A 22,584-nucleotide genomic window follows, 5' to 3' on the forward strand; every position below is an offset into this window, starting at 1 on the left:
AGTTTGGTGTCAGAACGCCGCCCAAGACTGCGCCACCCCCTACAACACAAGGAGACTTCATGGCGACAGCTTCATCGACCGCCGCAGGGAGGGCACTCGCCCAGGCGGCACCGATGTCCCGCGAGGAGAAGAAGGTCATCTTCGCGTCCTCCCTGGGCACCGTGTTCGAGTGGTACGACTTCTACCTCTACGGCTCGCTGGCGGCGATCGTCGCCAAGCAGTTCTTCTCCGGCCTGGACCCGACGTCCGCCTACATCTTCGCGCTGCTGGCCTTCGCCGCCGGCTTCCTGGTGCGCCCCTTCGGCGCCATCGTGTTCGGCCGCCTGGGCGACATGATCGGCCGCAAGTACACCTTCCTGGTCACCATCCTGATCATGGGTGCGTCCACCTTCATCGTCGGCCTGCTGCCCAGCTACGCCTCGATCGGCATCGCCGCCCCGGTGATCCTGATCGCGCTGCGCATGCTGCAGGGCCTGGCGCTGGGCGGTGAGTACGGCGGTGCCGCCACCTACGTCGCCGAACACGCGCCGCAGGGCAAGCGCGGCGCGTACACGGCCTGGATCCAGACCACCGCGACCCTGGGCCTGTTCCTGTCGCTGCTGGTGATCCTGGGCGTGCGCAACGCCATCGGCGAGAAGGACTTCAACGACTGGGGCTGGCGCATTCCGTTCCTGGTCTCGATCGCGCTGCTGGCCGTGTCCGTCTGGATCCGCCTGAGCCTGAACGAGTCGCCGGCCTTCCAGAAGATGAAGTCCGAAGGCAAGACCTCCAAGGCGCCGCTGGCCGAGTCCTTCGGCCAGTGGAAGAACATGAAGATCGTGATCCTGGCGCTGTTCGGCCTGACCGCCGGCCAGGCCGTGGTCTGGTACACGGGCCAGTTCTACGCCCTGTTCTTCATGACCACGCTGGCGAAGGTGGACGCGACCACGGCCAACCTGCTGATCGCGGGCTCGCTGGCCATCGGCACGCCCTTCTTCATCATCTTCGGCAAGCTGTCGGACAAGATCGGCCGCAAGCCCATCATCATGGCCGGCTGCCTGATCGCCGCGCTGACCTACTTCCCGGTCTTCAAGATGCTGCTGGAGTACTCGAACCCGGCGCTCACGGCCGCGCAGCAGAAGACGGTGGTCACCGTCACCGCCGACCCGGCGCAATGCTCCTTCCAGGGCAGTCCGATCGCGCGTGACATCGACTTCACCAGCTCCTGCGATATCGCCAAGCGCACGCTGACGCAGTCCTACATCCCGTACGCGAACAAGGCCGGCCCGGCCGGCTCGCCCGCCACGGTGACCATCGGCGACAAGACCTTCACCGCGCCCACGGCGACCCTGAACGAGCAGCGGCATGGCTTCTCGGCGGATTCCGCCAAGTCCATCGGCGAGTTCCGCAAGGGCGTGGCCGAGGCCGCGAAGGGCGCGGGCCTGTCCACCGCGGCCGATCCGGCCAAGATGAACGTCGTCATGGTGCTCGCGCTGCTGGTCTTCCTGGTGATCCTGGTGACCATGGTGTACGGCCCCATCGCCGCCATGCTGGTGGAACTGTTCCCGACGCGCATCCGCTACACCTCGATGAGCCTGCCCTACCACGTGGGCAACGGCTGGTTCGGCGGCCTGCTGCCGACCACGGCCTTCGCCATGGTGGCGGCCACCGGCGACATCTTCTACGGCCTCTGGTACCCGGTGGCGATCGCGGCCATGACCTTCGTCATCGGCACGCTGTTCATCCGCGAAACCAAGGACCGCGACATCTACGCCAACGACTGAGGCACCGCTGCGACAGCAGCCCACGAGCCCGCCCTCGAGGCGGGCTTTTTCTTGTCCGCGGGCGACACATTCGGGCTACATTAACTCAGCCTTGAGCACGAAAAAGGGGCAAGGATTGTGAGGTGGCGATGCTGATGACGAAGACGGCCAAGGGCCTGCAGGTGATGAAGGACCGCTCGGTTCCCCTGTCGCCGCGGCAGCGCTCGGCGTTCATCCTGTTCGACGGCAAGCGCACCCTGCAGGAGGTGCTGGACGCGACCGCGCCCATGGGCGTGGTGGCGGCCGACCTGGAACTGCTGGTGGAGCAGGGCCTGCTGGAGCCGGCCTCCACGCAGGCCGCGGCCCCGGTCCCGGCCGCAGCGCCGGCCGCCGCGCCCGTCGCGTCCGCTGCGCCTGCTGCAGCGCCCGCCTCCGCGGGCACCAGCCGCACCCCGCAGCAGCGCTACATGGAGGCCTACCCCCTGGCCACCGCCCTGACGGCCGGCCTGGGGCTGCGCGGCTTCCGCCTGAACCTGGCGGTGGAGGGCGCCGGCAGCTACGAGGAACTGCTGCAGGTCGCACCGCGCATCCGCGAGGCCGTGGGCGAGCAGAAGTTCGCCCCCCTGGACCGGGCCCTGAACGGCTGAGCCGCCCCCCGGCTGGCCAGCCTGGCCGCGCCGGGCTATAATGGTGGGCTTTCCTTGCCGCACCGCTGCCCCGGGCCATTCTTTCCGGGGCAACTGACGCCCCGCCTTGCGGGGCGGCCCGACGCCCCGCGGGCGGCTTTCGACCCAGAAGGAGTCTTATGCGTCATTACGAAATCGTCCTGCTCATCCATCCGGACCAGAGCGAACAGGTTCCGGCCATGCTGGAGCGCTACAAGGGCATGATCACCGCTGGCGGTGGCAAGGTGCACCGCGTGGAAGACTGGGGCCGCCGCCAGCTGGCCTACCAGATCAACAAGCTCGCCAAGGCGCACTACCTGTGCGTCAACATCGAGGCCGACCAGAACGTGATGGGCGAGCTCGAGCACGCCTTCCGCTTCAACGACGCCGTCCTGCGCCACCTCACCGTGGTCAAGAAGAAGGCCGAGACCGGCCCGTCTTCCATGATGAAGACGGTCGAGCGCGAGGAAGCCCGCAAGGCCGCCCAGGCGGAGTACCAGCAGGCCTAAAGCGGCCCGCGCAGCAACCCGGGAGTGAACCAAGTCGCACTGAGCGCCTGTATCGCCGAGGCATCGCCCCTGCGGTACACCCCGGCCGGCGTGCCCGCCCTCGACCTGAGGCTCGAACACGAGTCGCAGCAACAGGAAGCAGGGCAGGACCGGCAGGTGAAGGCGGCGCTCAAGGCGGTGGCGTTCGGCAGTGTGGCGCAGGCCCTGGCCCGCCAGCATGCCGGAAGCCGGTGGCGCTTCGACGGGTTCCTGGCGACGCCCCGCAACGGCAAGCACCCGGTGCTCCACATCCAGTCATTCGTTCCAGATTCGCATTGAGAGGTCCCCATGGCCACGTTCAAGAAATTCAACAAGGACAAGCGTCCGAAGCGCAACTCGCAGTCGCTGCTGTTCAAGCGCAAGCGCTTCTGCCGCTTCACCGTCGCCGGCGTCGAGGAAATCGACTACAAGGACGTCGACACCCTGCGCGATTTCATCTCTGAAAACGGCAAGATCATTCCCGCGCGCCTGACTGGCACCCGTGCCATCTACCAGCGCCAGCTCAACACCGCCATCAAGCGCGCGCGCTTCCTGGCCCTGGTCCCGTATTCGGACCAGCACCGCATCTAAGGAGCCCACGATGCAAGTCATTCTGCTCGACAAGGTCGTGAACCTGGGCAACCTCGGCGAGATCGTCAAGGTCAAGGACGGCTACGCCCGCAACTTCCTGATCCCGACCGGCCGCGCCCGCCGCGCCACCGAAGCCAACAAGGCCGAATTCGAAGCCAAGCGCGTCGAGCTCGAGAAGGCCGCCGCCGCCAAGCTCGCCGAGGCGCAAGCCCAGGGCGAGAAGCTGGCCGGCACCACCGTCAAGCTGACCCAGAAGGCCGGCGTGGACGGCCGCCTGTTCGGCTCGGTCACCAACTTCGACGTCGCCGAAGAACTGGCCAAGATCGGCTACAAGGTCGCCAAGGCGCAGGTGCGCATGCCCAACGGCCCGATCAAGACCGTGGGCGACAGCACCGTGAGCGTGGCCCTGCACACCGACGTGGTGGTGGACGTCAACGTCACCGTGTACGGCGAAACCGCCTGAGGCGAAACGCCTGCAGCGCAAAAGGCCGCCCCCGGGCGGCCTTTTGTTTTTCGGGGCCCGGGTTGTCCCGCGATATCCACAGGTTTCACGCCTGATTCCCACCGGCTTGTCCACTGGACGAGGCGGGGGGCGGGCCGTAGCATTCACCAGCATTCCAAGATCCATGTCCGCAGTCCCCAGCCCCATCGAAGACGACTACCGGCGCGATTCGCAGATCGCGCAGCTGCGCATCCCGCCGCACTCGATCGAGGGCGAATCCAGCGTGCTGGGCGGCCTGCTGCTGGACAACGGCGCCTGGGACCGCGTCGCGGACCTGCTCACCGAGTCCGACTTCTACCGCTACGAGCACAAGCTGATCTGGCAGGCGATCAGCGGCCTGGTCAACGCCACCAAGCCGGCGGACGTGATCACGGTGTTCGAGTCGCTGCAGAACCTGGGCAAGGCCGACGAGGCCGGCGGGCTGGCCTACCTGAACTCGCTGGCGCAGTACGTGCCCAGCGCGGGCAACATCCGCCGCTACGCGGAGATCGTTCGCGAGCGCTCCATCCTGCGCAAGCTGGTGAGCGCCAGCGACGAGATCTCCACCGCCGCCTTCAACCCGCAGGGCAAGGCGGTGGACCAGATCCTGGACGAGGCCGAGCAGAAGATCTTCAACATCGGCGAGGAAGGCTCGCGGATGAAGCAGGGCTTCCAGTCCATGGACCGGCTGGTCGTGGAGCTGCTGGACCGCGTGCAGGAGATGGCGGACAACCCGAACGACATCACGGGCGTCCCCACCGGCTTCTACGACCTGGACCGCATGACCTCGGGCATGCAGGCCGGCGACCTGATCATCCTGGCGGCGCGGCCCTCCATGGGCAAGACCTCGTTTGCGATCAACATCGCCGAGCACGTGGCGCTGCACGAACAGCTGCCGGTGGCGGTGTTCTCCATGGAAATGGGTGCCAGCCAGCTGGCCGTGCGTATCGTGGGCTCGATCGGCCGCATCGACCAGGGCCACCTGCGCACCGGCAAGCTGGCCGACGACGAATGGCCGCGCCTGACCGAGGCGATCGAGAAGCTGCGCACCATCTCGCTGCACATCGACGAGACGCCCGGCCTCACCGCGAGCGAGTTGCGCGCCAACGCACGCCGCCTGGCACGCCAGTGCGGCGGCAAGCTGGGCCTGATCGTGGTCGACTACCTGCAGCTGATGAGCACGTCCTCCAGCATGAGCGACGAGAACCGCGCCACGGCCGTGGGCGAAATCTCGCGCGGCCTGAAGATGCTCGCCAAGGAGCTGGGCTGCCCGGTGATCGCGCTGTCGCAGCTCTCGCGCGGCGTGGAGTCGCGTACCGACAAGCGTCCCATGATGAGCGACCTGCGCGAATCCGGCGCCATCGAGCAGGACGCCGACGTGATCATGTTCATCTACCGCGACGACTACTACAACAAGGACTCCAAGGAGCCCGGCGTCTCGGAGATCATCATCAGCAAGCAGCGTAACGGCCCCACCGGCACCGTGAAGCTGGCCTTCATCAAGAACTTCACCAAGTTCGAGAACCTGGCCGTCTCCAGCGATTTCTGAGGCGGCTCAGGCCGCGCGGCCCGGCACCAGCACCGCCGCCCCTTGCACCCGGCCCTCGCGCAGGGCCTGCACCGCGAGCGCCGCGTCCGCCAGGGCGAAGGGCTGCACGTGCGTCACCACCGGGGTGCGCGCCACCTGCGCGAGGAAGGCCTCACCGTCGGCCCGCGTCAGGTTGGCCACCGAGCGCAGCACCCGCTCGCCCCACAGCAGGCTGTAGTCGAAGGCGGGGATCGGGCTCATGTGGATGCCGGCGCAGACCACGGTGCCACCCTTGCGCACCGCGCGCAGCGCCAGGGGCACCAGCCCGCCCACGGGCGCGAACAGCAGCGCGGCGTCCAGCGGCACGGGCGGCAGGTCGTCCGAGGTGCCCGCCCAGGACGCGCCCAGCGAACGGGCGAAGGCCTGGCCCTGCAGGTCGCCCGCGCGCGTGAAGGCGTACACCTCCTGGCCGAGCGCGACGGCCACCTGGGCGATGAGGTGCGCGGCCGCGCCGAAGCCGTACAGGCCGAGCCGGCGCGCCGTGGCGGCGCCGGCCAGGCGCCAGGCCCGGTGGCCGATCAGTCCGGCGCACAGCAGCGGGGCGGCATGCAGGTCGTCGTAGGCCTCGGGCAGGGCGAAGCAGAAGCGCTCGTCGGCGAGGGTGTATTCGGCGAAGCCGCCGTCGCGGTCGTAGCCCGTGAATTCGGGCTCGTCGCAGAGGTTTTCGTGGCCCTGGCCGCAGAAGCCGCAATGGCCGCAGGCACGGCCCAGCCAGGGCACGCCCACGCGCCGGCCCAGTGCGAAGCGGCCCGCCCCGGGCCCATGGCCGGCCACGCGGGCGACGATCTCGTGGCCGGGCACCACGCCCTGGCGGTGGGGCGGCAGGTCGCCGTCGATCACGTGCAGGTCGGTGCGGCACACGCCACAGGCCAGCACCTGCAGCAGCAGCTCACCGGGCCCCGGCACGGGCAGCGGGCGCTCTTCCGGGCAGAGCGTGCGCCGGGCGAGGTCGGCACGCATCACCCGCATGGCGATACCGCCTACTTCACGAGCAGGACCGGCACCTCGCTGGTCTCCACCACCTTCTGCGACACGCTGCCCATCACGGCCCGGCCCAGGAAGCCGTGGCCGTGGGTGCCCATCACGACAAGGTGGCACTTCTGCTTCCTGGCAATGGCCGGGATCTCGGCGGCGGCGTGGCCGACGCGCCAGAGCGTCTTGAAGGGGACCTCGTGGCGGGCGAGGAAGCGCTCCACCGGCGCCAGCACCTTGCGCGCTTCCTGGGTGTGCCAGTCGTGCACCACCTCGGCGCCCACCATGGTCTTCACGCCGGGGGGAATGGGCGCCTGGACGTGCAGCACCAGCAACTCGTCGCCGGGCCCGCACAGGGTCTCGTGGGTGACCAGGAAGGCGAGGGCCTTCTTGGTGAACGCGCTGCCGTCGGCAGCGAGCAGGATCTTCATGCGGCTCTCCTTGGGGTCAGCGCAGCACCAGCACGGGCAGGCTGCCGTGCGTCAGCACCTGCTGCGTCTCGCTGCCCAGGAGCACCCGCTTGAGGCCGCGGCGGCCGTGCGAGGCCATCACCACCAGGTCGCACCGGTGCTTCTTCGCAGCCGAGAGAATCGATTCTGCCACCTGGTCCGAGCGGGCCACCACGCCCTTGGCCTGCACGCCCGCGGCCTCGGCCGCGACGCGCACCGCATCGACCAGGGCCTGGCCGCGCTCGGCCCACTGCTTCTCGATGCGCGCGGCCTCCGGGTTGGTGATGGTGACGGCGCCCTCGAAGTAGCTCACCGGGTAGCGCGGCACCACGTGCAGGGCCACCAGCTCCGCCCGCAGCGATGCCGCCATCCCGATCGCGGCCTTCACGGCTTTGGCGGACAGCTTGGAGCCGTCGGTGGTCACGAGGATGCGTTGGTACATGGAAGGCCTCCGGTGATGACGCGGCCAGCATAGGTCGCGGGGGGGCCCTCGCGCTTGATGCATGTCAAGAGCGGCCGCCCGCAGGCTGGCTAGCCTTGGGGCATGCCCGATTCCCCCCTCTCCCTGGCCGCTGCGACGGACGGTCCGCAGGACCGCGCCGCCGCCTGGACCGCGCTGGACCAGCCCGCCGAGTGGCGGGCCTTCAGCCGTGAACTGCAGGGGCAGGGCGGCCGCGTGGAGTCCTGGCTGGCGATCGAGGGGATGGAGTGCCCCGGCTGCGCGCTGGTGGTCGAGGACGCGCTCACCGCCTGCCCGGGCGTGCGCAGCGCCCAGGTCAACGGCAGCACCGCCACCGCACGCGTGGAGTGGGAGCCCGGCGCGGGCCGGCCGTCCGACTGGTGGGCCGCGCTGCAGCGGGCCGGCTACGGCGCCCTGCCGGCCGGCGACCAGCTCGATGCGCAGCCACGGCGCCGGGCCCGGCGGATGATGCTGTGGCGCTGGCTGGTGGCCGGCTTCTGCATGATGCAGGTGATGATGTACGCGGTGCCCGTGTACATGTCGGCCCCGGGGGAGATGAGTGCCGATGCCCTGGGCCTGATGCGCTGGGCGGCCTGGCTGCTCACGCTGCCGGTGCTCCTCTTTTCCTGCAAGCCCTTCTTCGCCTCGGCCTGGCGCGACCTGCGCCACCTGCGCCTGGGCATGGACGTGCCGGTGGCGCTGGGCATCCTGATCGCGTACGCCGCCAGCACCGCGGCCACCTTCCAGCCGCGCGGGCCGCTGGGCGACGAGGTCTGGTTCGACTCGATCACCATGTTCGTCTTCTTCTTGCTGTCGGGCCGCATGCTGGAGCAGCGCCTGCGCGACCGCACGGCCGGTGCCCTGGAAGCCCTGGCGCGGCGCCTGCCCGACCTGGTGGAGCGGCGCAGCCTGGCGGGCGATGGCCGCTTCGAGCGCGTGCCGGTGCGCACCCTGGTGCCGGGCGATTGCATCCGCGTGCTGCCGGGCGAGGTCATCCCCGCCGATGGCCTGGTGCTGGCGGGCGACGGCCAGGTCGACGAGGCCATCCTCACCGGCGAATCGCAGCCGCTGCGGCGCACGGCCGGCCAGCCGGTGGTCGCCGGCAGCCACAACCTCAGCGGCACCCTGGTGATCCAGGTGCTGCGCTGTGGCCCGGACACGCGCTTCGCGGAGATCGTCGGCCTGATGGAGCGGGCGTCGGTCGAGAAGCCCCGGGTGGCACGCCAGGCCGACCGCGTGGCGGGCTGGTTCCTGGGCCTGGTGGTGCTGGCCAGTGCCGGTGGCGCCGCCTGGTGGTGGCCGGCCGGTCACGCCCATGCGATCGGGGTCGCGATCGCGGTGCTCATCGTCACCTGCCCCTGCGCGCTCTCGCTGGCGACCCCCGCCGCGACGCTGGCCGCCGCGGGCGCGCTGGCGCGGCGCGGCATCGTCGTGCGCAGGCTGCAGGCACTGGAGGCGGGGGCTTCGGTCGACACCGTCATCTTCGACAAGACCGGCACGCTCACGCAGGCCGAACTGGCGCTGGGTGCCGTGCGCTGCCGCGAGGGCCTGCAGGCATCGCAGGCGCTGGCCCTGGCGGGGGCGCTGGCGGCGTGCTCGCTGCACCCGGCCTCGCGCGCCCTGGCCCGTGCAGCGGGCGAGGGCCTGCCGCCCGTGCGCGGCACCCGGGAGGAGGCCGGCCGCGGCGTCCGCGGCGAGGTCTGGCACGCAGGCGCCTGGCAGGCGCTGCGCCTGGGTTCGGCCGCCTTCTGTGGCGTGCAGGACGCCGGGGCCGGGAGCACGCAGGTCCACTTGGCCGATGCCCAGGGCTGGCTGGCCAGCTTCCAGGTCGACGAGGCCTTGCGCGAGGACGCGCCGGCCGCCGTGGCGGCCCTGGCCGCGCAGGGCCTGGGCGTGCAACTGCTCTCGGGCGACACCGAGGCGGCCGCGCAGCGCCTGGCGCAGCGCGCCGGCATCGCCCGGGCCGAGGGCGGCCAGACGCCCGAGGCCAAGCTGGCCCGCGTGGCGCAGCTGCAGCAGCAAGGCCGGCGCATCGCCATGGTGGGCGACGGCATGAACGACGGCCCCGTGCTGGCGCGGGCCGACCTGTCCATCGCCATGGGCCATGCGGTGCCGCTGGCGCAGGCGCAGGCCGATTTCGTGGTGCCTGGCGAGCGGCTCTCCGCGGTGCCGCTGCTGCTCGCGCAGGCGCGCCGCTGCCGGCGCGTGGTGCGCGAGAACCTGGCCTGGGCTGCGGCCTACAACATGGTGTGCGTGCCCCTGGCCGTGGCCGGGGCGATGCCGCCCTGGCTCGCCGGCCTGGGCATGGCGGCCAGCTCGCTCTTCGTGGTCATGAACTCCGCGCGCCTGGCGCGCCTTCCGCAGGACGCCTGATGGACATCCTCTTCCTCCTCATTCCGCTGTCGGTGGCGCTGGCCTTCGTCATCCTGGGCGCGCTCGCTTGGGCCGTGTGGCGTGGGCAATTTGACGCAATCGAGGCCGAGGGCGAACGCATTCTCAAAACGGATTGACCTTCATCAACGACCCGCGGCAGGCCGGACAAGACACTTGACCCCGTCACGATCAAAAGAGGTGTTTCCATGACTGAAAACCCCATTCGAGCCGTCACCTACAACGACACCGTGGTCCGCCAGTTCTCGCTGATGGCCGTGGTGTGGGGCGTGGTGGGCATGCTCGTCGGGCTCATCATCGCCGCGCAGCTGGCCTGGCCCGAACTCAACCTGGGCATTCCCTGGCTGTCCTACGGGCGCCTGCGTCCGCTGCACACCAACGCGGTGATCTTCGCGTTCGGTGGCTGCGCGCTGTTCGCCACCAGCTACTACGTGGTGCAGCGCACCTGCCACACCGGCCTGTTCCTGCCCAAGCTCGCCAGCTTCACTTTCTGGGGCTGGCAGGCGGTGATCGTGGCGGCGGCCATCAGCCTGCCCATGGGCTACACCACGGGCAAGGAATACGCCGAGCTCGAGTGGCCCATCGACATCCTGATCACGGTGGTCTGGGTCTCGTACGCGATCGTCTTCTTCGGCACCGTCGGCACCCGCAAGGTCAGGCACATCTACGTGGCCAACTGGTTCTACGGTGGCTTCATCCTCGCCGTCGCCCTGCTGCACGTGGTCAACAGCGCCGAAGTGCCGGCCGGCTGGATGAAGTCCTACTCGGCCTACGCCGGCGTACAGGACGCGATGGTGCAGTGGTGGTACGGCCACAACGCGGTCGGCTTCTTCCTCACCGCGGGCTTCCTCGGGATGATGTACTACTTCATCCCCAAGCAGGCCGAGCGGCCGGTCTACAGCTACCGGCTCTCCATCGTCCACTTCTGGGCGCTGATCTTCACCTACATGTGGGCGGGTCCGCACCACCTGCACTACACCGCGCTGCCCGACTGGACGCAATCCCTGGGCATGGTGTTCTCGCTGATCCTGCTGGCGCCCAGCTGGGGCGGGATGATCAACGGCATCATGACGCTGTCGGGTGCCTGGCACAAGCTGCGTGACGACCCCGTGCTGCGCTTCCTGATCGTGTCCCTGTCCTTCTACGGCATGAGCACCTTCGAGGGCCCGATGATGTCCATCAAGACGGTCAACTCGCTGTCCCACTACACCGACTGGACCATCGGCCACGTGCACTCCGGCGCCCTGGGCTGGGTCGGCCTGGTGTCCATGGGTTCCCTGTACTTCCTGATCCCGCGCCTGTTCGGTCAGAAGAAGATGTACAGCACCAAGGCGATCGAACTGCACTTCTGGGTCGCCACCATCGGCATCGTGCTGTACATCGCCGCCATGTGGATCGCCGGCGTGATGCAGGGCCTGATGTGGCGCGCCATCAACCCGGACGGCACGCTGACCTACACCTTCGTCGAGGCTGTCAAGGCGACCTATCCCTTCTACGTGGTGCGCGTGGTCGGCGGCCTGCTGTACCTCTCCGGCATGCTGATCATGGCCTGGAACACCTGGATGACCGTCGCCCGCGGCCATGCCGTGCCGGTCGCCATCCCGGTTCCCCAGGCCGCCTGAAGGGAGTCAACACCATGAGCAACGACAACACTTCGACCGGCTTCTCGCACGAAAAGATCGAGACCAGCAACTTCCTGATGATCGTGCTGATCCTGCTGGTCGTCGCCATCGGCGGCGCGGTGGAGATCATCCCGCTGTTCTTCCAGAAGTCGACCACCGAGCCGATCACGGGCCTGAAGCCCTACACCGCGCTGCAGCTGGCCGGCCGCGACATCTACCTTCGCGAGGGCTGCTACAACTGCCATTCGCAGATGATCCGGCCCTTCCGCGCCGAGACGCTGCGCTACGGCCACTACTCGGTGGCGGGCGAGTTCGTGTACGACCACCCTTTCCAGTGGGGCAGCAAGCGCACCGGCCCCGACCTGCAGCGCGTGGGCGGCAAGTACAGCGACGACTGGCACAAGATCCACCTGAACAACCCGCGCGACGTGGTGCCCGAGTCCAACATGCCGGCCTATCCCTGGCTGGAGAAGAACCTCGTCGACGACGCCGCCATGCCCACGCACATGCGTGCGCTGCGCACCGTGGGCGTGCCCTACACCGACGCGGAGATCGCCAAGGCCTCGGCCGACGTGAAGGGCAAGACCGAGCAGGAAGCGCTGATCGCCTACCTGCAGAGCCTGGGCCTGTCCCTCAAGTAAGGAGCACGAACATGGACGTCAACGACCTCCGCATCATCGCCACGGTGATCTCCTTCGTCACCTTCCTGGGCATCCTGTGGTGGGCGTATGCCCGCCGCAACCAGTCCGCCTTCGAGCAGGCCGCCAACATCCCCTTCGAGCAGGACTGAGCCCGGAGCACGTCATGAGCGATTTCACTTCGAACTTCTGGTCGGTCTACGTGGCCGGCATCACGCTGCTGGGCATCCTGGGCTGCGCCATCCTGCTGTGGGCGACCTCCCGCAAGAAGGTGGTGTCCACCGCCGACAACACCACGGGCCATGTCTGGGACGAGGACCTGACCGAGATGAACAACCCGCTGCCGCGCTGGTGGATGTGGCTGTTCGTCATCACCATCGTCTTCGCCGTGCTGTACCTGGTGGCCTATCCGGGCCTGGGCACCAACCCCGGCAGCCTGGGCTGGACCTCCACCGGCCAGCACGCCAAGGAGGTGGCCACCGCCAACAAGGAACTGGAACCCCTGTACGCCCAGTACACGGCCAAGAAGGTCGAGGAGCTGGCCGGCGACGGCGGCGCCATGGCCGTGGGCGAGCGCCTGTTCATGAACAACTGCGCGCAGTGCCACGGCTCGGACGCGCGCGGCTCCAAGGGCTTCCCCAACCTGACCGACAACGACTGGCTGCACGGCGGCACGCCCGAGAAGATCAAGGAAACCATCACCCAGGGCCGCATCGGCCAGATGCCGGTGATGGCGGCCGCGGTCGGCTCGCCGGAAGACGTGAAGAACGTCGCCCAGTACGTGCTGAGCCTGTCGGGCAACGCCACCGACTCGGTGCGTGCCCAGCTGGGCAAGTCCAAGTTCACCGCCTGCGCGGCCTGCCACGGCATCGACGGCAAGGGCAACCAGGCCATAGGTGCGCCCAACCTGACCGACGACATCTGGCTGCACGGCTTCGGCGAGCAGGCCATCATGAACATGGTCAACAACGGCAAGGTCAACCAGATGCCGGCCCAGGGCGGCAAGCTGACCGAGGCGCAGATCCACGTGCTGACCGCCTACGTCTGGGGCCTGTCCAACAAGCCCACCAAGGCCACGCCCTGAGCGCACCCGCGCGGGCATGAAGGCCGGGCATTGCCCGGCCTTTTTTTCATGGCGCGGCCCTCATGTCCCTGCGTCCCACGGGGACAACCCCGGGCTCCATGATCTAGCGCAAGTGCTGGAAGTTTGACCGGGCGCAAGATTCCGGGCGTGAAAGTCATTCCCATCGTCCCTGTCGCGGGCCAGGAAGGTGAGCCCGCTTCCGAATCGCTGTACGAAGCCCAGAAGAAGATCTACCCGCGTGCGGTCACGGGCCTCTTCGCCCGCTGGCGCTGGGCCTTCGTCTGGCTCACGCAGATCGTCTTCTACGGCCTGCCCTGGCTGTCCTGGGGCGGCCGGCAGGCGGTGCTGTTCGACCTGGCGGCGCGGCGCTTCTACATCTTCGGCTACGTCCTCTACCCGCAGGACTTCATCTACCTGACGGGCCTGCTGGTGATCAGCGCGCTCTCGCTGTTCCTGTTCACCGCGGTGGCCGGGCGGCTGTGGTGCGGCTTCGCCTGCCCGCAGACGGTCTACACCGAGATGTTCCTGTGGATAGAGCGCAAGGTCGAGGGTGATCGCACCGCCCGCATGAAGCTGGACGGCGCGCCCATGTCGCTGGAGAAGCTGGTCAAGAAGTGGTTCAAGCACCTGCTCTGGGTGGGCCTGGCCATGTGGACCGGCTTCAGCTTTGTCGGCTACTTCACGCCCATCCGCGAGCTGGGCATGGAATTCCTGCAGACGCGCATGGGCTCCTGGGAGGTGTTCTGGGTCTTCTTCTATGGCTTCGCCACCTACGGCAACGCCGGCTTCATGCGCGAGCAGGTGTGCAAGTACATGTGCCCCTACGCCCGCTTCCAGAGCGCGATGTTCGACCACGACACCATGATCGTGAGCTACGACGAGGCCCGCGGCGAGCCGCGCGGCTCGCGCTCGCGCAAGGCGGACCTGTCGCAGCTGGCCCTGGGCAGCTGCGTGGACTGCAGCCTGTGCGTGCAGGTCTGCCCGACCGGGATCGACATCCGCCACGGCCTGCAGTACGAGTGCATAGGCTGCGGCGGCTGCATCGACGTGTGCAACGGCGTGATGGACAAGATGGGCTATGAGCGGGGCCTGATCCGCTTCACCACCCAGAACGCCATGGCCCGGGGCTGGAAGCGCAAGGACATCCTGCGCCACGTCCTGCGGCCGCGGGTGCTGCTCTATGCCACCGTGCTGCTGGCCCTGTGCCTGGGCGTGGGCCTGAGCCTGGCCCTGCGCACGCCGCTGAAGGTGGACGTGGTGCGCGACCGCGCCGCGCTCTCGCGCATCGTGGCCGGCGGCAGGCTGGAGAACGTCTACCGCATCCAGATCATGAATGCCACCGAGCGGCCGCAGAACTACACGCTGCATGTCGAGGGCCTGCCGGGCCTGGTCGTGGCGTCCGAGACCGAGTTCTCGGTGGCGCCGGCCGATGCCCGCTGGGTGGTCGTGCGCCTGCAGATGCCCTACGGTGCCGCCGAACCCGGCTCGCACCCCATCCATTTCCTGATCGGCGAGGCGGGCGGCGATGCGCACGTCAGCGAGAAGTCGGTCTTCCTTGTCCCGCATTGAAAGGCACGCCATGAAGAATGAATCTCCCAGCCAGCCCTGGTGGACCTACGGCCACGTCTGGCTCATCATCGCCGGCCCGGCGGTGGTGGTGGTGGCCGCACTGGCCACGGCCTGGATCGCGGTGCGTTCGCCCGACCCGGTGATCGCCGAAGACTATTACCAGCAGGGCATGAACATCAACAAGACCCTGGCCCGTGAGCGCGCCCGGATGCCGGCGATGCAGGGGCGCAACCACGCGAATACCCCAGCAGAGGACGCCAACTGATCCGTCTACAGTGGCAGCGGAGGTTTTTTCATGCGCCATGACAAGGTGATGTGGATCGTCTGGCCCGCTTTCCTGGCGGCCTGCGTCCTCGAACTGGTGGTTTTCGCCGTCGTCGATCCCAGCGAGCTGCACCTGCAGGGCTGGCCGCGGCAGGCCGTGTACACGGCCGCGTTCTTCGCCTTCTGGGCGGTCTGCGCCGGGGCCAGCGGGCTCACGGCCCTGCTGGGCACACCCCCCTCGGAAGTCAATCGCAGCGCCTGAAGCTGTGCCTTTCGCGCCAGCTTGGTGCGCTTTGGGGGGCGGCACCCCGCGGCTTGTGCTGTAATTTCATTCAGCACTCCACACAGCCGCCGTGCCCACCCGTCATTACCCTGCCGCAGCCCGCCTCGCCGGTCTGCTCGATTCCGCGATGGACGGGATCATCGCCGTGGACGAGAGCCAGCGCATCGCGCTGTACAACCGCGCGGCCGAACGGATCTTCGGCTGGCATGTGGACGAGGTCATGCTTCAGCCGCTGGACATGCTCTTGCCCGCACGCTTCCGCGGCGCGCACGGTGGTCACGTGCGCCGCTTCGGCGAGACGGGCGTGACCTCCCGCCGCATGGGCGGCACCTCGGTGATCTACGGCCTGCGCAAGAACGGCGAGGAGTTCCCCATGGACGCCTCGATCTCGCAGCTGGTCTCGCCGGAGGGCCATCTCTACACCGTGATCCTGCGCGACGTCACCGAGCGGGTGCGCGCCCAGGAGGACCTGGCCAGCTTCGCCAAGCAGGCCAGCGCGATCCGCGAACAGGAGAAGAGCCGCGTCGCCCGCGAACTGCACGACGAGCTGGCCCAGTCGCTCACCGCCCTGAAGATGGACGCGCTGTGGGTGCGCGACAACCTGCAGGGCGACACGGACACCCTGCGCGCCAAGCTGGACGGCATGCTGGCCATGCTGGACGCCAGCGTGGCCGCCACGCGCCGCATCGCGGCCGACCTGCGGCCCCTGGTGCTGGACGACCTGGGCCTGGGCCCGGCCGTCGAGTGGCTGGTGCACAGCTTCATGCAGCGCAACGGCATCGCCTGCGAGCTTGAGGGCGACGCCGACCTGGAGCTGCCCGAGCCCTACGCCACGGCCGTGTTCCGCATGGTCCAGGAGTCGCTGCAGAACGTGGCCAAGCACGCCCAGGCGACCGAGGTCCACGTGGTGGTCGCGCGGGAGGAGGGCGGCCTGCGCCTGCGCGTCGTCGACGACGGTGTGGGCTTCGACACCGCCTTGCCCCGCAAGACCGCCTCGCTGGGCCTGGCCGGCCTGCGCGAGCGCGCGCAACAGCTCAAGGGCAAGGTCTCGGTGCGCAGCATGCCGGGCCGCGGCACCGAGGTGGAAGCCTGGATCCCGGTCCATGAGGGGGAGGCCGGGTGATACGCATCGTCATCGCCGACGACCACGCCATCGTGCGCGAGGGCCTCAAGCGCATCGTCGGCGAGGCCGAGGACCTGCAGGTGGCGGACGAGGCCGCCGACGGCACGCAGGTGATGGCCCGGGTGCGCGAGTGCGCCTTCGACGTCCTGGTGCTGGACCTGTCCATGCCCGGGCGCAGCGGCATGGAGCTGATCAAGCTGGTCAAGGCCGAGAAGCCCAGGCTGCGCATCCTGGTGCTCAGCATGCACCAGGAGCTGCAGTACGCGGTGCGAGCGATCAAGTCCGGCGCCAGCGGCTACCTGACCAAGGAAAGCGCCCCGGCCGAGCTGGTGCAGGCGATCCGCAAGATCGCCGGCGGCGGGGCCTACATCACGGCCGAGGTCGCGGAGCAGCTGGCCCTGGGCGCGATGCCCGGGGTGGACGCCGCGCCCCACGAGGCGCTGACCGACCGCGAATTCCAGGTCCTGCAGCAGCTGGTCGAGGGCCATTCGGTCACGGACATCGCGGGCCGCCTGAAGCTGTCGGTGAAGACCGTGAGCACGCACAAGGCGAACCTCATGCAGAAGCTGGGCGTCACCAGCCAGAGCGCCCTGGTGCGCTACGCCATGCGGCACGGCCTCGCGGCCGACGAGGAACTCTAGCCGCCCGCCCTCGCGCCTAGGACGATTCCTAGGCCGCCTCGGCGTTTGTCCCGGTCGCCAACCGGACGGCGCCTAGCCCGCGATTCAGCCGCCGCCGATGGGCCTTTCGCCCGCCGGCAGGCAAAGTTCAGGGCATGGAAACGCAGACGCAAGCCCTCAAGGTGTTCCTCGCCGACGACTCGGCGATGATCCGCCAGCGGGTCGCCAGCCTGCTCGCCGAACAGGCGGCGGGCATGGCCATCGTCGGCGAGGGCGTCACGCCCCGGGCCTGCATCGAAGGCATCCTGGCCACCCACCCCGACGTGGTGGTGCTGGACGCCCAGCTCGAGGGCGGCCAGGGCCTGGAGGTGCTGCGCGCGGTCAAGCCCGCGGCCCCCGAGATCGCCTTCGTCGTCTTCAGCAACAACGCCGGCCCCGCCTACCGCAAGCGCTACCTGGGCGCGGGCGCCTCCCGCTTCCTCGACAAGTCCGCCGACTTCGACCAGCTCGCCGCTGCGGTGACCGCCGCCGCCCATCCCGCTTCCCCGTCCCAACTGTCCTCCTGAGAGCCGCCATGACCACTGCCCTGATCGACGCACCCCAGCGCACCATCCGGATCGCTTCCGTGCCTGCCACGGTCCGCGCGGCGTCGCCGGTGGCGCCCCTGCGCACGCAATGCTCCGCCTGCCACCTGAAGGACCTGTGCCTTCCCTGCGGCCTGTCCGGCGAGGAAATGCAGCGCCTGGACAGCCTGATGTTCGGCCGCCGCAAGGTCGCCGCCGGCCAGACCCTGTACCGCGAGGGCGACAGGTTCCAGTTCATCTACGCGGTGCGCAGCGGCACCTTCAAGTCCAGCCTGACCCTGGCCGACGGCCGTGAGCAGGTCAGCGGCTTCCACATGGCCGGCGAGCTCATGGGCCTGGACGGCGTGGCCAACGGCCACCACGCCAGCAGCGCCACCGCGCTGGAAGACACCGAGGTCTGCGCCATCCCCTACGCCCACCTCACCGAGCTGGCCGCCAGCAGCAGCAACCTGCAGCACGTGGTGAGCCGCCTGATGAGCCGCGAGATCGTGCGCGAGCACAGCCTGATGATGCTGCTGGGCAGCATGAACGCGGAGGAGCGCCTGGCCGCCTTCCTGCTGAACCTGTCGCAGCGCATGAAGGCCCGCGGCTATTCCTCCAGCGAGTTCCACCTGCGCATGTCGCGCGCCGAGATCGGCAGCTACCTGGGCATGAAGCTGGAGACGGTGAGCCGCACCTTCTCCGCCTTCCACCAGCAGGGGCTGCTGGAAGTCGACAAGCGCCACGTGCGCATCGTCGACATCGAGGGCCTGCAACGCGCCTTCGAATCCCGGGTGCACTGAGCCCGCTCCGCACCAGAACGAGGACACCCCATGCAACATCACACCCTGCAGGTCATCCGCGACGAGCATGCGGCCGTCGCGGCCGTGCTGCGCTCGCTGCAGCCCCTGGTGGCCCAGGGCCCGGGCGACGAGCCCGAGCGTTTCTTCGACGTGCTGCGCGCGATGCTCTTCTACATCGACGAGTTTCCCGAGAAGAAGCACCACCCGAACGAATCCGACCTGCTGTTTCCCAAGCTCGCCCGCGTCGCGCCCGAGCTGATGCCGGTGATACGCCGCCTGGAGACCGACCACATGCACGGCGAGACGCGGGTTCGCGAACTCCAGCACCTGCTGCTGGCCTGGGAGCTGATCGGCGACACCCGGCGCACCGACTTCGTGGAGGCCTGCGAGGTGTACGTGCGCTTCTACCTGGAGCACATGCGCGTCGAGGAGACGCAGCTGCTGCCCGTGGCCGAGCAGAAGCTGGGCCCGCAGGACTGGGCCGAGCTGGACCGCGTCTTCGTCGCGGCCCGCGACCCGCTGGCCGGCGGTAGCCGCGACCCCGCCTACGACCGGCTGTTCACCCGCATCGTGCTGTCCACGCCGGCCCCGCTGGGCGTGGGCGCGGCCCTGCACCACACGCCGGCCTGACAAACCCCTCAGGCGGCCTGGCTGCCGAGGCGGGCGAGGCGGCGTTCCCAGGCAGCCACCGCCGCGGGCTGCAGGCCGCCCGCACCGCCCACCAGCGTGTGCCGCACCGGGCTGAAGCCGACGAAGCCCAGGATGTTGCGCTCCAGCGAGCGCAGGCTGTGCGCGCCATAGAACCACCGGTACACCATCGCGGGCATGCCCATGCCCACCACCACGCGCGCGCTGCGGCCGGCCAAGCCCTTGCGCGCCGGCGAGCCGGGCGTGGCCCGGGTGAATGCCACCCCGGGCCGCATGACCTGCTCCAGGAAGGCTTTGAGCACGGCCGGCATGTCGCCCAGCCAGAGCGGGTACACCAGCATCAGGTGCTGGCACCACTGCAGCGCGGCCTGCGCGTCGGCCAGGGCCGCGGGCACGGGCTCGTCCTCCCAGGCCCGCGGGCTGCGCAGCAGGGGCACCTCGAGCCGGCCCAGGTCCAGGGCGTGCAGCGTGTGGCCGGCGGCCAGCGCCGCGTTCGCATAGGACTGCGCCAGGTCGTGCAGCAGGTGCGGCTGCGAGGCATCCGGGTGCCCCTGCACCAGCAGGATGCGGCGGCCGCTCATGCCGCCTCCAGCAGCGGCGCCAGCCCCTGGACGATCGCCGGCAGCAGCGCGATGGCGTTGCTGGGGTGCGGCACCGCGTCGCAGCTGACCAGCCGGGACACGCCGGCCTCCAGGATGCCGCGGCCCGCGGCCTCGTCCATGAGCGCGTGCACCACCACCGCCACGGGCGCGGGGTGGCCCGCGCCGCGCAGCAGCCTGGCCGCGCCGGCCAGCGTGGCGCCGGACGAGACGATGTCGTCCACCAGGACCGGCGTGCACCCGCCCGCGGGAGGCAGCCCCTGCGCGCTGATCAGGACTTCGCGATCGCCCTGGCGCTGCTTGCGCAGCACCGCCCAGGGCGCGCCGGCGGCCTGCGCCACCTGGGCCACCCATTGGGCGCTTTCCTCGTCGGGCCCGACGATGAGCGGGCTGGGCACTTCGCGGACGATCCACTGCGCGATCGCCGGCGCCGCCGCCACCGCCACCGCCGGGATGCTGTAGATCGCCGACAGGGCGGTGTGGCGGTGCAGGTGGGGATCCACCGTGAGCAGGAAGTCCAGCGCGCGCGAGAGCAGGCGGGCATAGCTCAGCGAGCTGATCGCCTCGCCGGGGTGGAAGCGGGCGTCCTGGCGCATGTAGGCCAGGTAGGGGGCGACCAGGCCGACCTGGGTCGCGCCCAGTTCGCGGGCGCAGTCGGCGGCGAACAGCAGCGGCAGCGTCTTGCCTTCCGGGCGGTCCAGGCTGCCGGCGAGGATCACGCAGCGGCCGGCGACGGCGGCATCGATGCGGACCAGCGATTCGCCGTCCGGGAAGGCGCGCACGAACAGGGGCACGCAGGCCCAGCCCAGGGCCTGCGCCAGCTGGGCGGGGAGGGCGCCGCTGCCCGGCAGGCCCAGCACCAGGCCGCGCGCTTCATTCATCCTCGGCCACCTGCACGGTGCCCGGCTGGGCATGGGCGTAGTCGACCGCGTAGGCCAGGGTGCCGGGCGAGGCCGCGTGCAGGGTGTAGAGCGGCTGGCCGCGTTCCACGAATTCCCCAGGCCGAATGTGCAGGTCGATGCCCGCGCAGGCGGCCTTGGGCGCGCCGGCCAGCTTGGCGATGCGCGAGAGCCGGCGGTTGTCCACGCCCACCACGTTGCCGCTGCGCAGGGCCAGCACCGGCTGCGTGTAGCGTGCCCGCTCGGGCTCGCGGAAGCCGCCCTGGGCCTCGCAGATCTCGCCGAACTTCTGCAGCGCGCGGCCGTCGGCCAGCACCTGGGCGGCGAGGTCCATGCCCGCCCCGGGGGCGGCCGCGCCGCCCAGCTCCAGCAACTGGCCGGCCAGGAGCAGCGATCGCTCGGCCAGGTCGGCCGGCGCGTCCGGCTGGCAGCGCAGCACCGAGAGCACGTCGCGCGCCTCCAGGGCCGGGCCGATGCCGCGGCCCACGGGCGCGCTGCCGTCGGTCTGCGTGATGCGCAGCTGCAGCCCGAGCTTGTGCGCCACCCCGCCCAGCAGCGCCGAGAGCTTGGCGGCGGCCTCGGCGCTGCGCACCTTGGCGGTGGGGCCCACCGGCATGTCGATCAGCACGTGGGTCGCCCCCGCCGCCGCCTTCTTGGACAGGATGGAGGCCACCAGCTGGCCCTCGCTGTCCAGGTCCAGCGGCCGCTCGACGCGGATGAGGATGTCGTCGGCCGGCGACAGCCGGACCGCACCGCCCCAGGCGATGCAGCCGCCGGTGCGCTCCACCACCTGGCGCATGCGTGCCATGTCCAGGTCGACCTGCGTGACCGTCTCCATGGTGTCCGCCGTGCCCGAGGGGGAGGTAATGGCGCGCGAGGACGTCTTGGGCATGCGCAGGCCGCAGGCGGCCACGATGGGGACGATGAGCATGCTGGTGCGGTTGCCCGGCAGGCCGCCCACGCAGTGCTTGTCCATCACCAGGCCCGGGCCCCAGTCCATGCGCTCGCCCACGTCCACCATGGCGCGCGTCAGGGCCTCGGTCTCGCCCGGGTCGAGCCGGCCGGCGCAGGCGGTGACGAAGGCCGCGAGCTGCAGGTCGGAGTAGTGGCCCGCAGCCACGTCCTCGATCACCGCGCGCAGCGAGGAGGGCGTGAAGCGGCGGCCGTAGACCTTGGCCCGCACGTGGCCCAGCGACTCCAGCGGCGGCGGGTGGCGCAGGGTGGCGACGTCCCCAGGCTGCGCGCCCAGCAGGCGCCAGGCGGCGTCCGACAGCCCGGCTTCGGACTCGGGCAGGAAGTCGACGTCCACCACGTTCAGCGTGGCCACGATGTGGTGGCCGTTGAGGGCCACCTCCACCCGCGACTGCGCCTCGAAGCCCTCGGCATGGCAGACGTGGCAATCACGCCGCATGTAGAGCACCGGCTCCTGGTAGGTGTCGATGCCCATGCGCCGCAGGCGCATCCGATTGACCGGGCCCTCAGCGTCCATGGCGCGGCGCTTCAACGGCCCGCGTGCCCGTGTTCACGCCGCGCCTGGCAGGCGGTGCACAGCGTGCTGGCGGGCAGCGCGACCAGGCGGCGCAGGTCGATGGGCTCGGCGCAGTCGGTGCACTGGCCGTAGCTGCCGTCGGCGAGGCGGCGCATCGCCTCGTCCACCTGGATCAGCTCATGCGCGGCGTGGCCGGCCTGGACCTCATCCACGGCGGCCGTGCTGTCGCCGGTGGCGATGTCCTTGAAGTCCTGCACCTCGTGGGCGGCGTCCGGGCCGACGGCGTCGGCTTCATGCCGCAGGATCTCGCGCAGCCGGGCGGCGCGCTGCTCGAGCAGCCCGCGGAAGCGGGGGGCCATCGCCGGTTCAAAGCTTTCCATGTGTGAAACTCCCTGGGGTTCCGTCCATTCTGTGAGCGGCACGGCCGGGGCGGATTGATCTGGCGCAACCCGGTCCGGCCATCACGAAGGCAGCATGAATGCAAACTGGAGTATGACCATGTTCCGCAACATTC

At 69.7% G+C, this 22,584-nt stretch carries 28 protein-coding genes; 21 read left to right on the forward strand and 7 right to left on the reverse strand.

The window, feature by feature from the left end; translation table 11 throughout:
• Positions 1-59: 59 nt before the first annotated feature.
• The 7 genes from IM725_RS03470 (at position 60) to dnaB (ending at position 5,555) form a co-directional block, all read left to right on the forward strand.
• Positions 60-1,763, forward strand: coding sequence for an MFS transporter (locus IM725_RS03470; protein WP_193779180.1), 1,704 nt, complete (start codon positions 60-62; stop codon positions 1,761-1,763).
• A 128-nt stretch (positions 1,764-1,891) separates the two neighbouring features.
• Positions 1,892-2,389: a hypothetical protein gene (locus IM725_RS03475; RefSeq protein ID WP_193779181.1), complete on the forward strand. Its 498-nt coding sequence runs from the start codon at positions 1,892-1,894 to the stop codon at positions 2,387-2,389.
• A 158-nt stretch (positions 2,390-2,547) separates the two neighbouring features.
• Complete coding sequence (gene rpsF, locus IM725_RS03480) at positions 2,548-2,916, forward strand: 30S ribosomal protein S6 (RefSeq protein ID WP_193779182.1); 369 nt, start codon at positions 2,548-2,550, stop codon at positions 2,914-2,916.
• A 24-nt stretch (positions 2,917-2,940) separates the two neighbouring features.
• Positions 2,941-3,234, forward strand: coding sequence for a primosomal replication protein N (gene priB, locus IM725_RS03485; protein WP_193779183.1), 294 nt, complete (start codon positions 2,941-2,943; stop codon positions 3,232-3,234).
• Positions 3,235-3,243: 9 nt separating this feature from the next.
• Positions 3,244-3,525 carry a 30S ribosomal protein S18 gene (gene rpsR / locus IM725_RS03490; RefSeq protein WP_193779184.1) on the forward strand — a complete coding sequence of 94 codons (282 nt, stop codon included), beginning with the start codon at positions 3,244-3,246 and terminating at the stop codon, positions 3,523-3,525.
• Between the two features lie 10 nt (positions 3,526-3,535).
• Complete coding sequence (gene rplI / locus IM725_RS03495) at positions 3,536-3,988, forward strand: 50S ribosomal protein L9 (protein WP_193779185.1); 453 nt, start codon at positions 3,536-3,538, stop codon at positions 3,986-3,988.
• A gap of 163 nt (positions 3,989-4,151) precedes the next feature.
• Positions 4,152-5,555 carry a replicative DNA helicase gene (dnaB, locus tag IM725_RS03500; RefSeq protein WP_193779186.1) on the forward strand — a complete coding sequence of 468 codons (1,404 nt, stop codon included), beginning with the start codon at positions 4,152-4,154 and terminating at the stop codon, positions 5,553-5,555.
• Between the two features lie 6 nt (positions 5,556-5,561).
• Here the strand turns inward: dnaB and IM725_RS03505 are convergent, their stop codons facing one another.
• From IM725_RS03505 to IM725_RS03515, 3 genes are read right to left on the reverse strand one after another with little or no spacing between them, the layout of a single operon-like run.
• Positions 5,562-6,563, reverse strand: a complete 1,002-nt coding sequence (locus tag IM725_RS03505) for a zinc-dependent alcohol dehydrogenase family protein (RefSeq protein WP_193779187.1) — start codon at positions 6,561-6,563, stop codon at positions 5,562-5,564.
• 11 nt (positions 6,564-6,574) lie between these two features.
• Positions 6,575-6,997: a universal stress protein gene (locus tag IM725_RS03510; RefSeq protein WP_193779188.1), complete on the reverse strand. Its 423-nt coding sequence runs from the start codon at positions 6,995-6,997 to the stop codon at positions 6,575-6,577.
• Positions 6,998-7,013: 16 nt separating this feature from the next.
• Positions 7,014-7,457, reverse strand: a complete 444-nt coding sequence (locus IM725_RS03515) for a universal stress protein (protein ID WP_193779189.1) — start codon at positions 7,455-7,457, stop codon at positions 7,014-7,016.
• Positions 7,458-7,559: 102 nt separating this feature from the next.
• On the opposite strand from IM725_RS03515, the gene IM725_RS03520 reads away from it, so the two are divergent.
• From IM725_RS03520 to IM725_RS03585, 14 genes are all read left to right on the forward strand, one after another.
• A complete protein-coding gene (locus IM725_RS03520) occupies positions 7,560-9,848 on the forward strand; it encodes a heavy metal translocating P-type ATPase (protein WP_193779190.1) in 2,289 nt (762 codons plus the stop codon).
• A complete protein-coding gene (ccoS, locus tag IM725_RS03525; protein WP_193779191.1) occupies positions 9,848-9,985 on the forward strand; it encodes a cbb3-type cytochrome oxidase assembly protein CcoS in 138 nt (45 codons plus the stop codon). The genes IM725_RS03520 and ccoS overlap by 1 nt, the downstream gene beginning before the upstream one ends.
• Before the next feature lie 69 nt (positions 9,986-10,054).
• A complete protein-coding gene (gene ccoN, locus IM725_RS03530) occupies positions 10,055-11,488 on the forward strand; it encodes a cytochrome-c oxidase, cbb3-type subunit I (RefSeq protein WP_193779192.1) in 1,434 nt (477 codons plus the stop codon).
• Between the two features lie 14 nt (positions 11,489-11,502).
• Positions 11,503-12,129 carry a cytochrome-c oxidase, cbb3-type subunit II gene (gene ccoO, locus IM725_RS03535; protein ID WP_193779193.1) on the forward strand — a complete coding sequence of 209 codons (627 nt, stop codon included), beginning with the start codon at positions 11,503-11,505 and terminating at the stop codon, positions 12,127-12,129.
• 11 nt (positions 12,130-12,140) lie between these two features.
• Positions 12,141-12,278 carry a cbb3-type cytochrome oxidase subunit 3 gene (locus tag IM725_RS03540; RefSeq protein ID WP_193779194.1) on the forward strand — a complete coding sequence of 46 codons (138 nt, stop codon included), beginning with the start codon at positions 12,141-12,143 and terminating at the stop codon, positions 12,276-12,278.
• 14 nt (positions 12,279-12,292) lie between these two features.
• Entirely contained in the window at positions 12,293-13,210 is a 918-nt protein-coding gene (gene ccoP / locus IM725_RS03545) for a cytochrome-c oxidase, cbb3-type subunit III (protein ID WP_193779195.1), read from the forward strand.
• Between the two features lie 138 nt (positions 13,211-13,348).
• Positions 13,349-14,779: a cytochrome c oxidase accessory protein CcoG gene (ccoG, locus tag IM725_RS03550; RefSeq protein ID WP_407692498.1), complete on the forward strand. Its 1,431-nt coding sequence runs from the start codon at positions 13,349-13,351 to the stop codon at positions 14,777-14,779.
• Between the two features lie 10 nt (positions 14,780-14,789).
• Positions 14,790-15,044, forward strand: coding sequence for a FixH family protein (locus IM725_RS03555; protein ID WP_193779197.1), 255 nt, complete (start codon positions 14,790-14,792; stop codon positions 15,042-15,044).
• A gap of 30 nt (positions 15,045-15,074) precedes the next feature.
• Positions 15,075-15,305, forward strand: a complete 231-nt coding sequence (locus tag IM725_RS03560; protein ID WP_193779198.1) for a hypothetical protein — start codon at positions 15,075-15,077, stop codon at positions 15,303-15,305.
• A gap of 91 nt (positions 15,306-15,396) precedes the next feature.
• Positions 15,397-16,449, forward strand: a complete 1,053-nt coding sequence (locus tag IM725_RS20695; protein ID WP_287065865.1) for a PAS domain-containing sensor histidine kinase — start codon at positions 15,397-15,399, stop codon at positions 16,447-16,449.
• Positions 16,446-17,090, forward strand: coding sequence for a response regulator (locus IM725_RS03570; protein ID WP_193779200.1), 645 nt, complete (start codon positions 16,446-16,448; stop codon positions 17,088-17,090). The genes IM725_RS20695 and IM725_RS03570 overlap by 4 nt, the downstream gene beginning before the upstream one ends.
• 134 nt (positions 17,091-17,224) lie before the next feature.
• Positions 17,225-17,635 (forward strand): response regulator, encoded by a 411-nt coding sequence (locus tag IM725_RS03575; RefSeq protein ID WP_193779201.1) that lies wholly within the window; start codon positions 17,225-17,227, stop codon positions 17,633-17,635.
• 8 nt (positions 17,636-17,643) lie between these two features.
• Complete coding sequence (gene fnr / locus IM725_RS03580) at positions 17,644-18,435, forward strand: fumarate/nitrate reduction transcriptional regulator Fnr (RefSeq protein ID WP_193779202.1); 792 nt, start codon at positions 17,644-17,646, stop codon at positions 18,433-18,435.
• A 30-nt stretch (positions 18,436-18,465) separates the two neighbouring features.
• The gene (locus IM725_RS03585) at positions 18,466-19,065 is read left to right on the forward strand and encodes a hemerythrin domain-containing protein (protein ID WP_193779203.1); all 600 of its coding nucleotides are present in this window, start codon (positions 18,466-18,468) and stop codon (positions 19,063-19,065) included.
• A gap of 8 nt (positions 19,066-19,073) precedes the next feature.
• On the opposite strand, the gene IM725_RS03590 is transcribed toward IM725_RS03585, so the two are convergent.
• Genes IM725_RS03590 through IM725_RS03605 form a run of 4 tightly spaced genes read right to left on the reverse strand, consistent with a single transcriptional unit; the run spans position 19,074 to position 22,450 of the window.
• The gene (locus IM725_RS03590; RefSeq protein ID WP_193779204.1) at positions 19,074-19,664 is read right to left on the reverse strand and encodes an NAD(P)H-dependent oxidoreductase; all 591 of its coding nucleotides are present in this window, start codon (positions 19,662-19,664) and stop codon (positions 19,074-19,076) included.
• On the reverse strand, positions 19,661-20,563 hold the full coding sequence (locus tag IM725_RS03595; protein WP_193779205.1) for a ribose-phosphate diphosphokinase: 903 nt from the start codon (positions 20,561-20,563) through the stop codon (positions 19,661-19,663). The genes IM725_RS03590 and IM725_RS03595 overlap by 4 nt, the downstream gene beginning before the upstream one ends.
• The gene (locus tag IM725_RS03600; protein ID WP_193779206.1) at positions 20,556-22,070 is read right to left on the reverse strand and encodes a thymidine phosphorylase family protein; all 1,515 of its coding nucleotides are present in this window, start codon (positions 22,068-22,070) and stop codon (positions 20,556-20,558) included. Before IM725_RS03600 ends, IM725_RS03595 begins: the two co-directional genes overlap by 8 nt.
• Positions 22,071-22,081: 11 nt before the next feature.
• Positions 22,082-22,450: a TraR/DksA family transcriptional regulator gene (locus tag IM725_RS03605; RefSeq protein WP_193779207.1), complete on the reverse strand. Its 369-nt coding sequence runs from the start codon at positions 22,448-22,450 to the stop codon at positions 22,082-22,084.
• Positions 22,451-22,584 lie beyond the last annotated feature (134 nt).

The organism is Ramlibacter aquaticus (assembly GCF_015159745.1).
GTDB classification, from domain to species: domain Bacteria; phylum Pseudomonadota; class Gammaproteobacteria; order Burkholderiales; family Burkholderiaceae_C; genus Ramlibacter; species Ramlibacter aquaticus.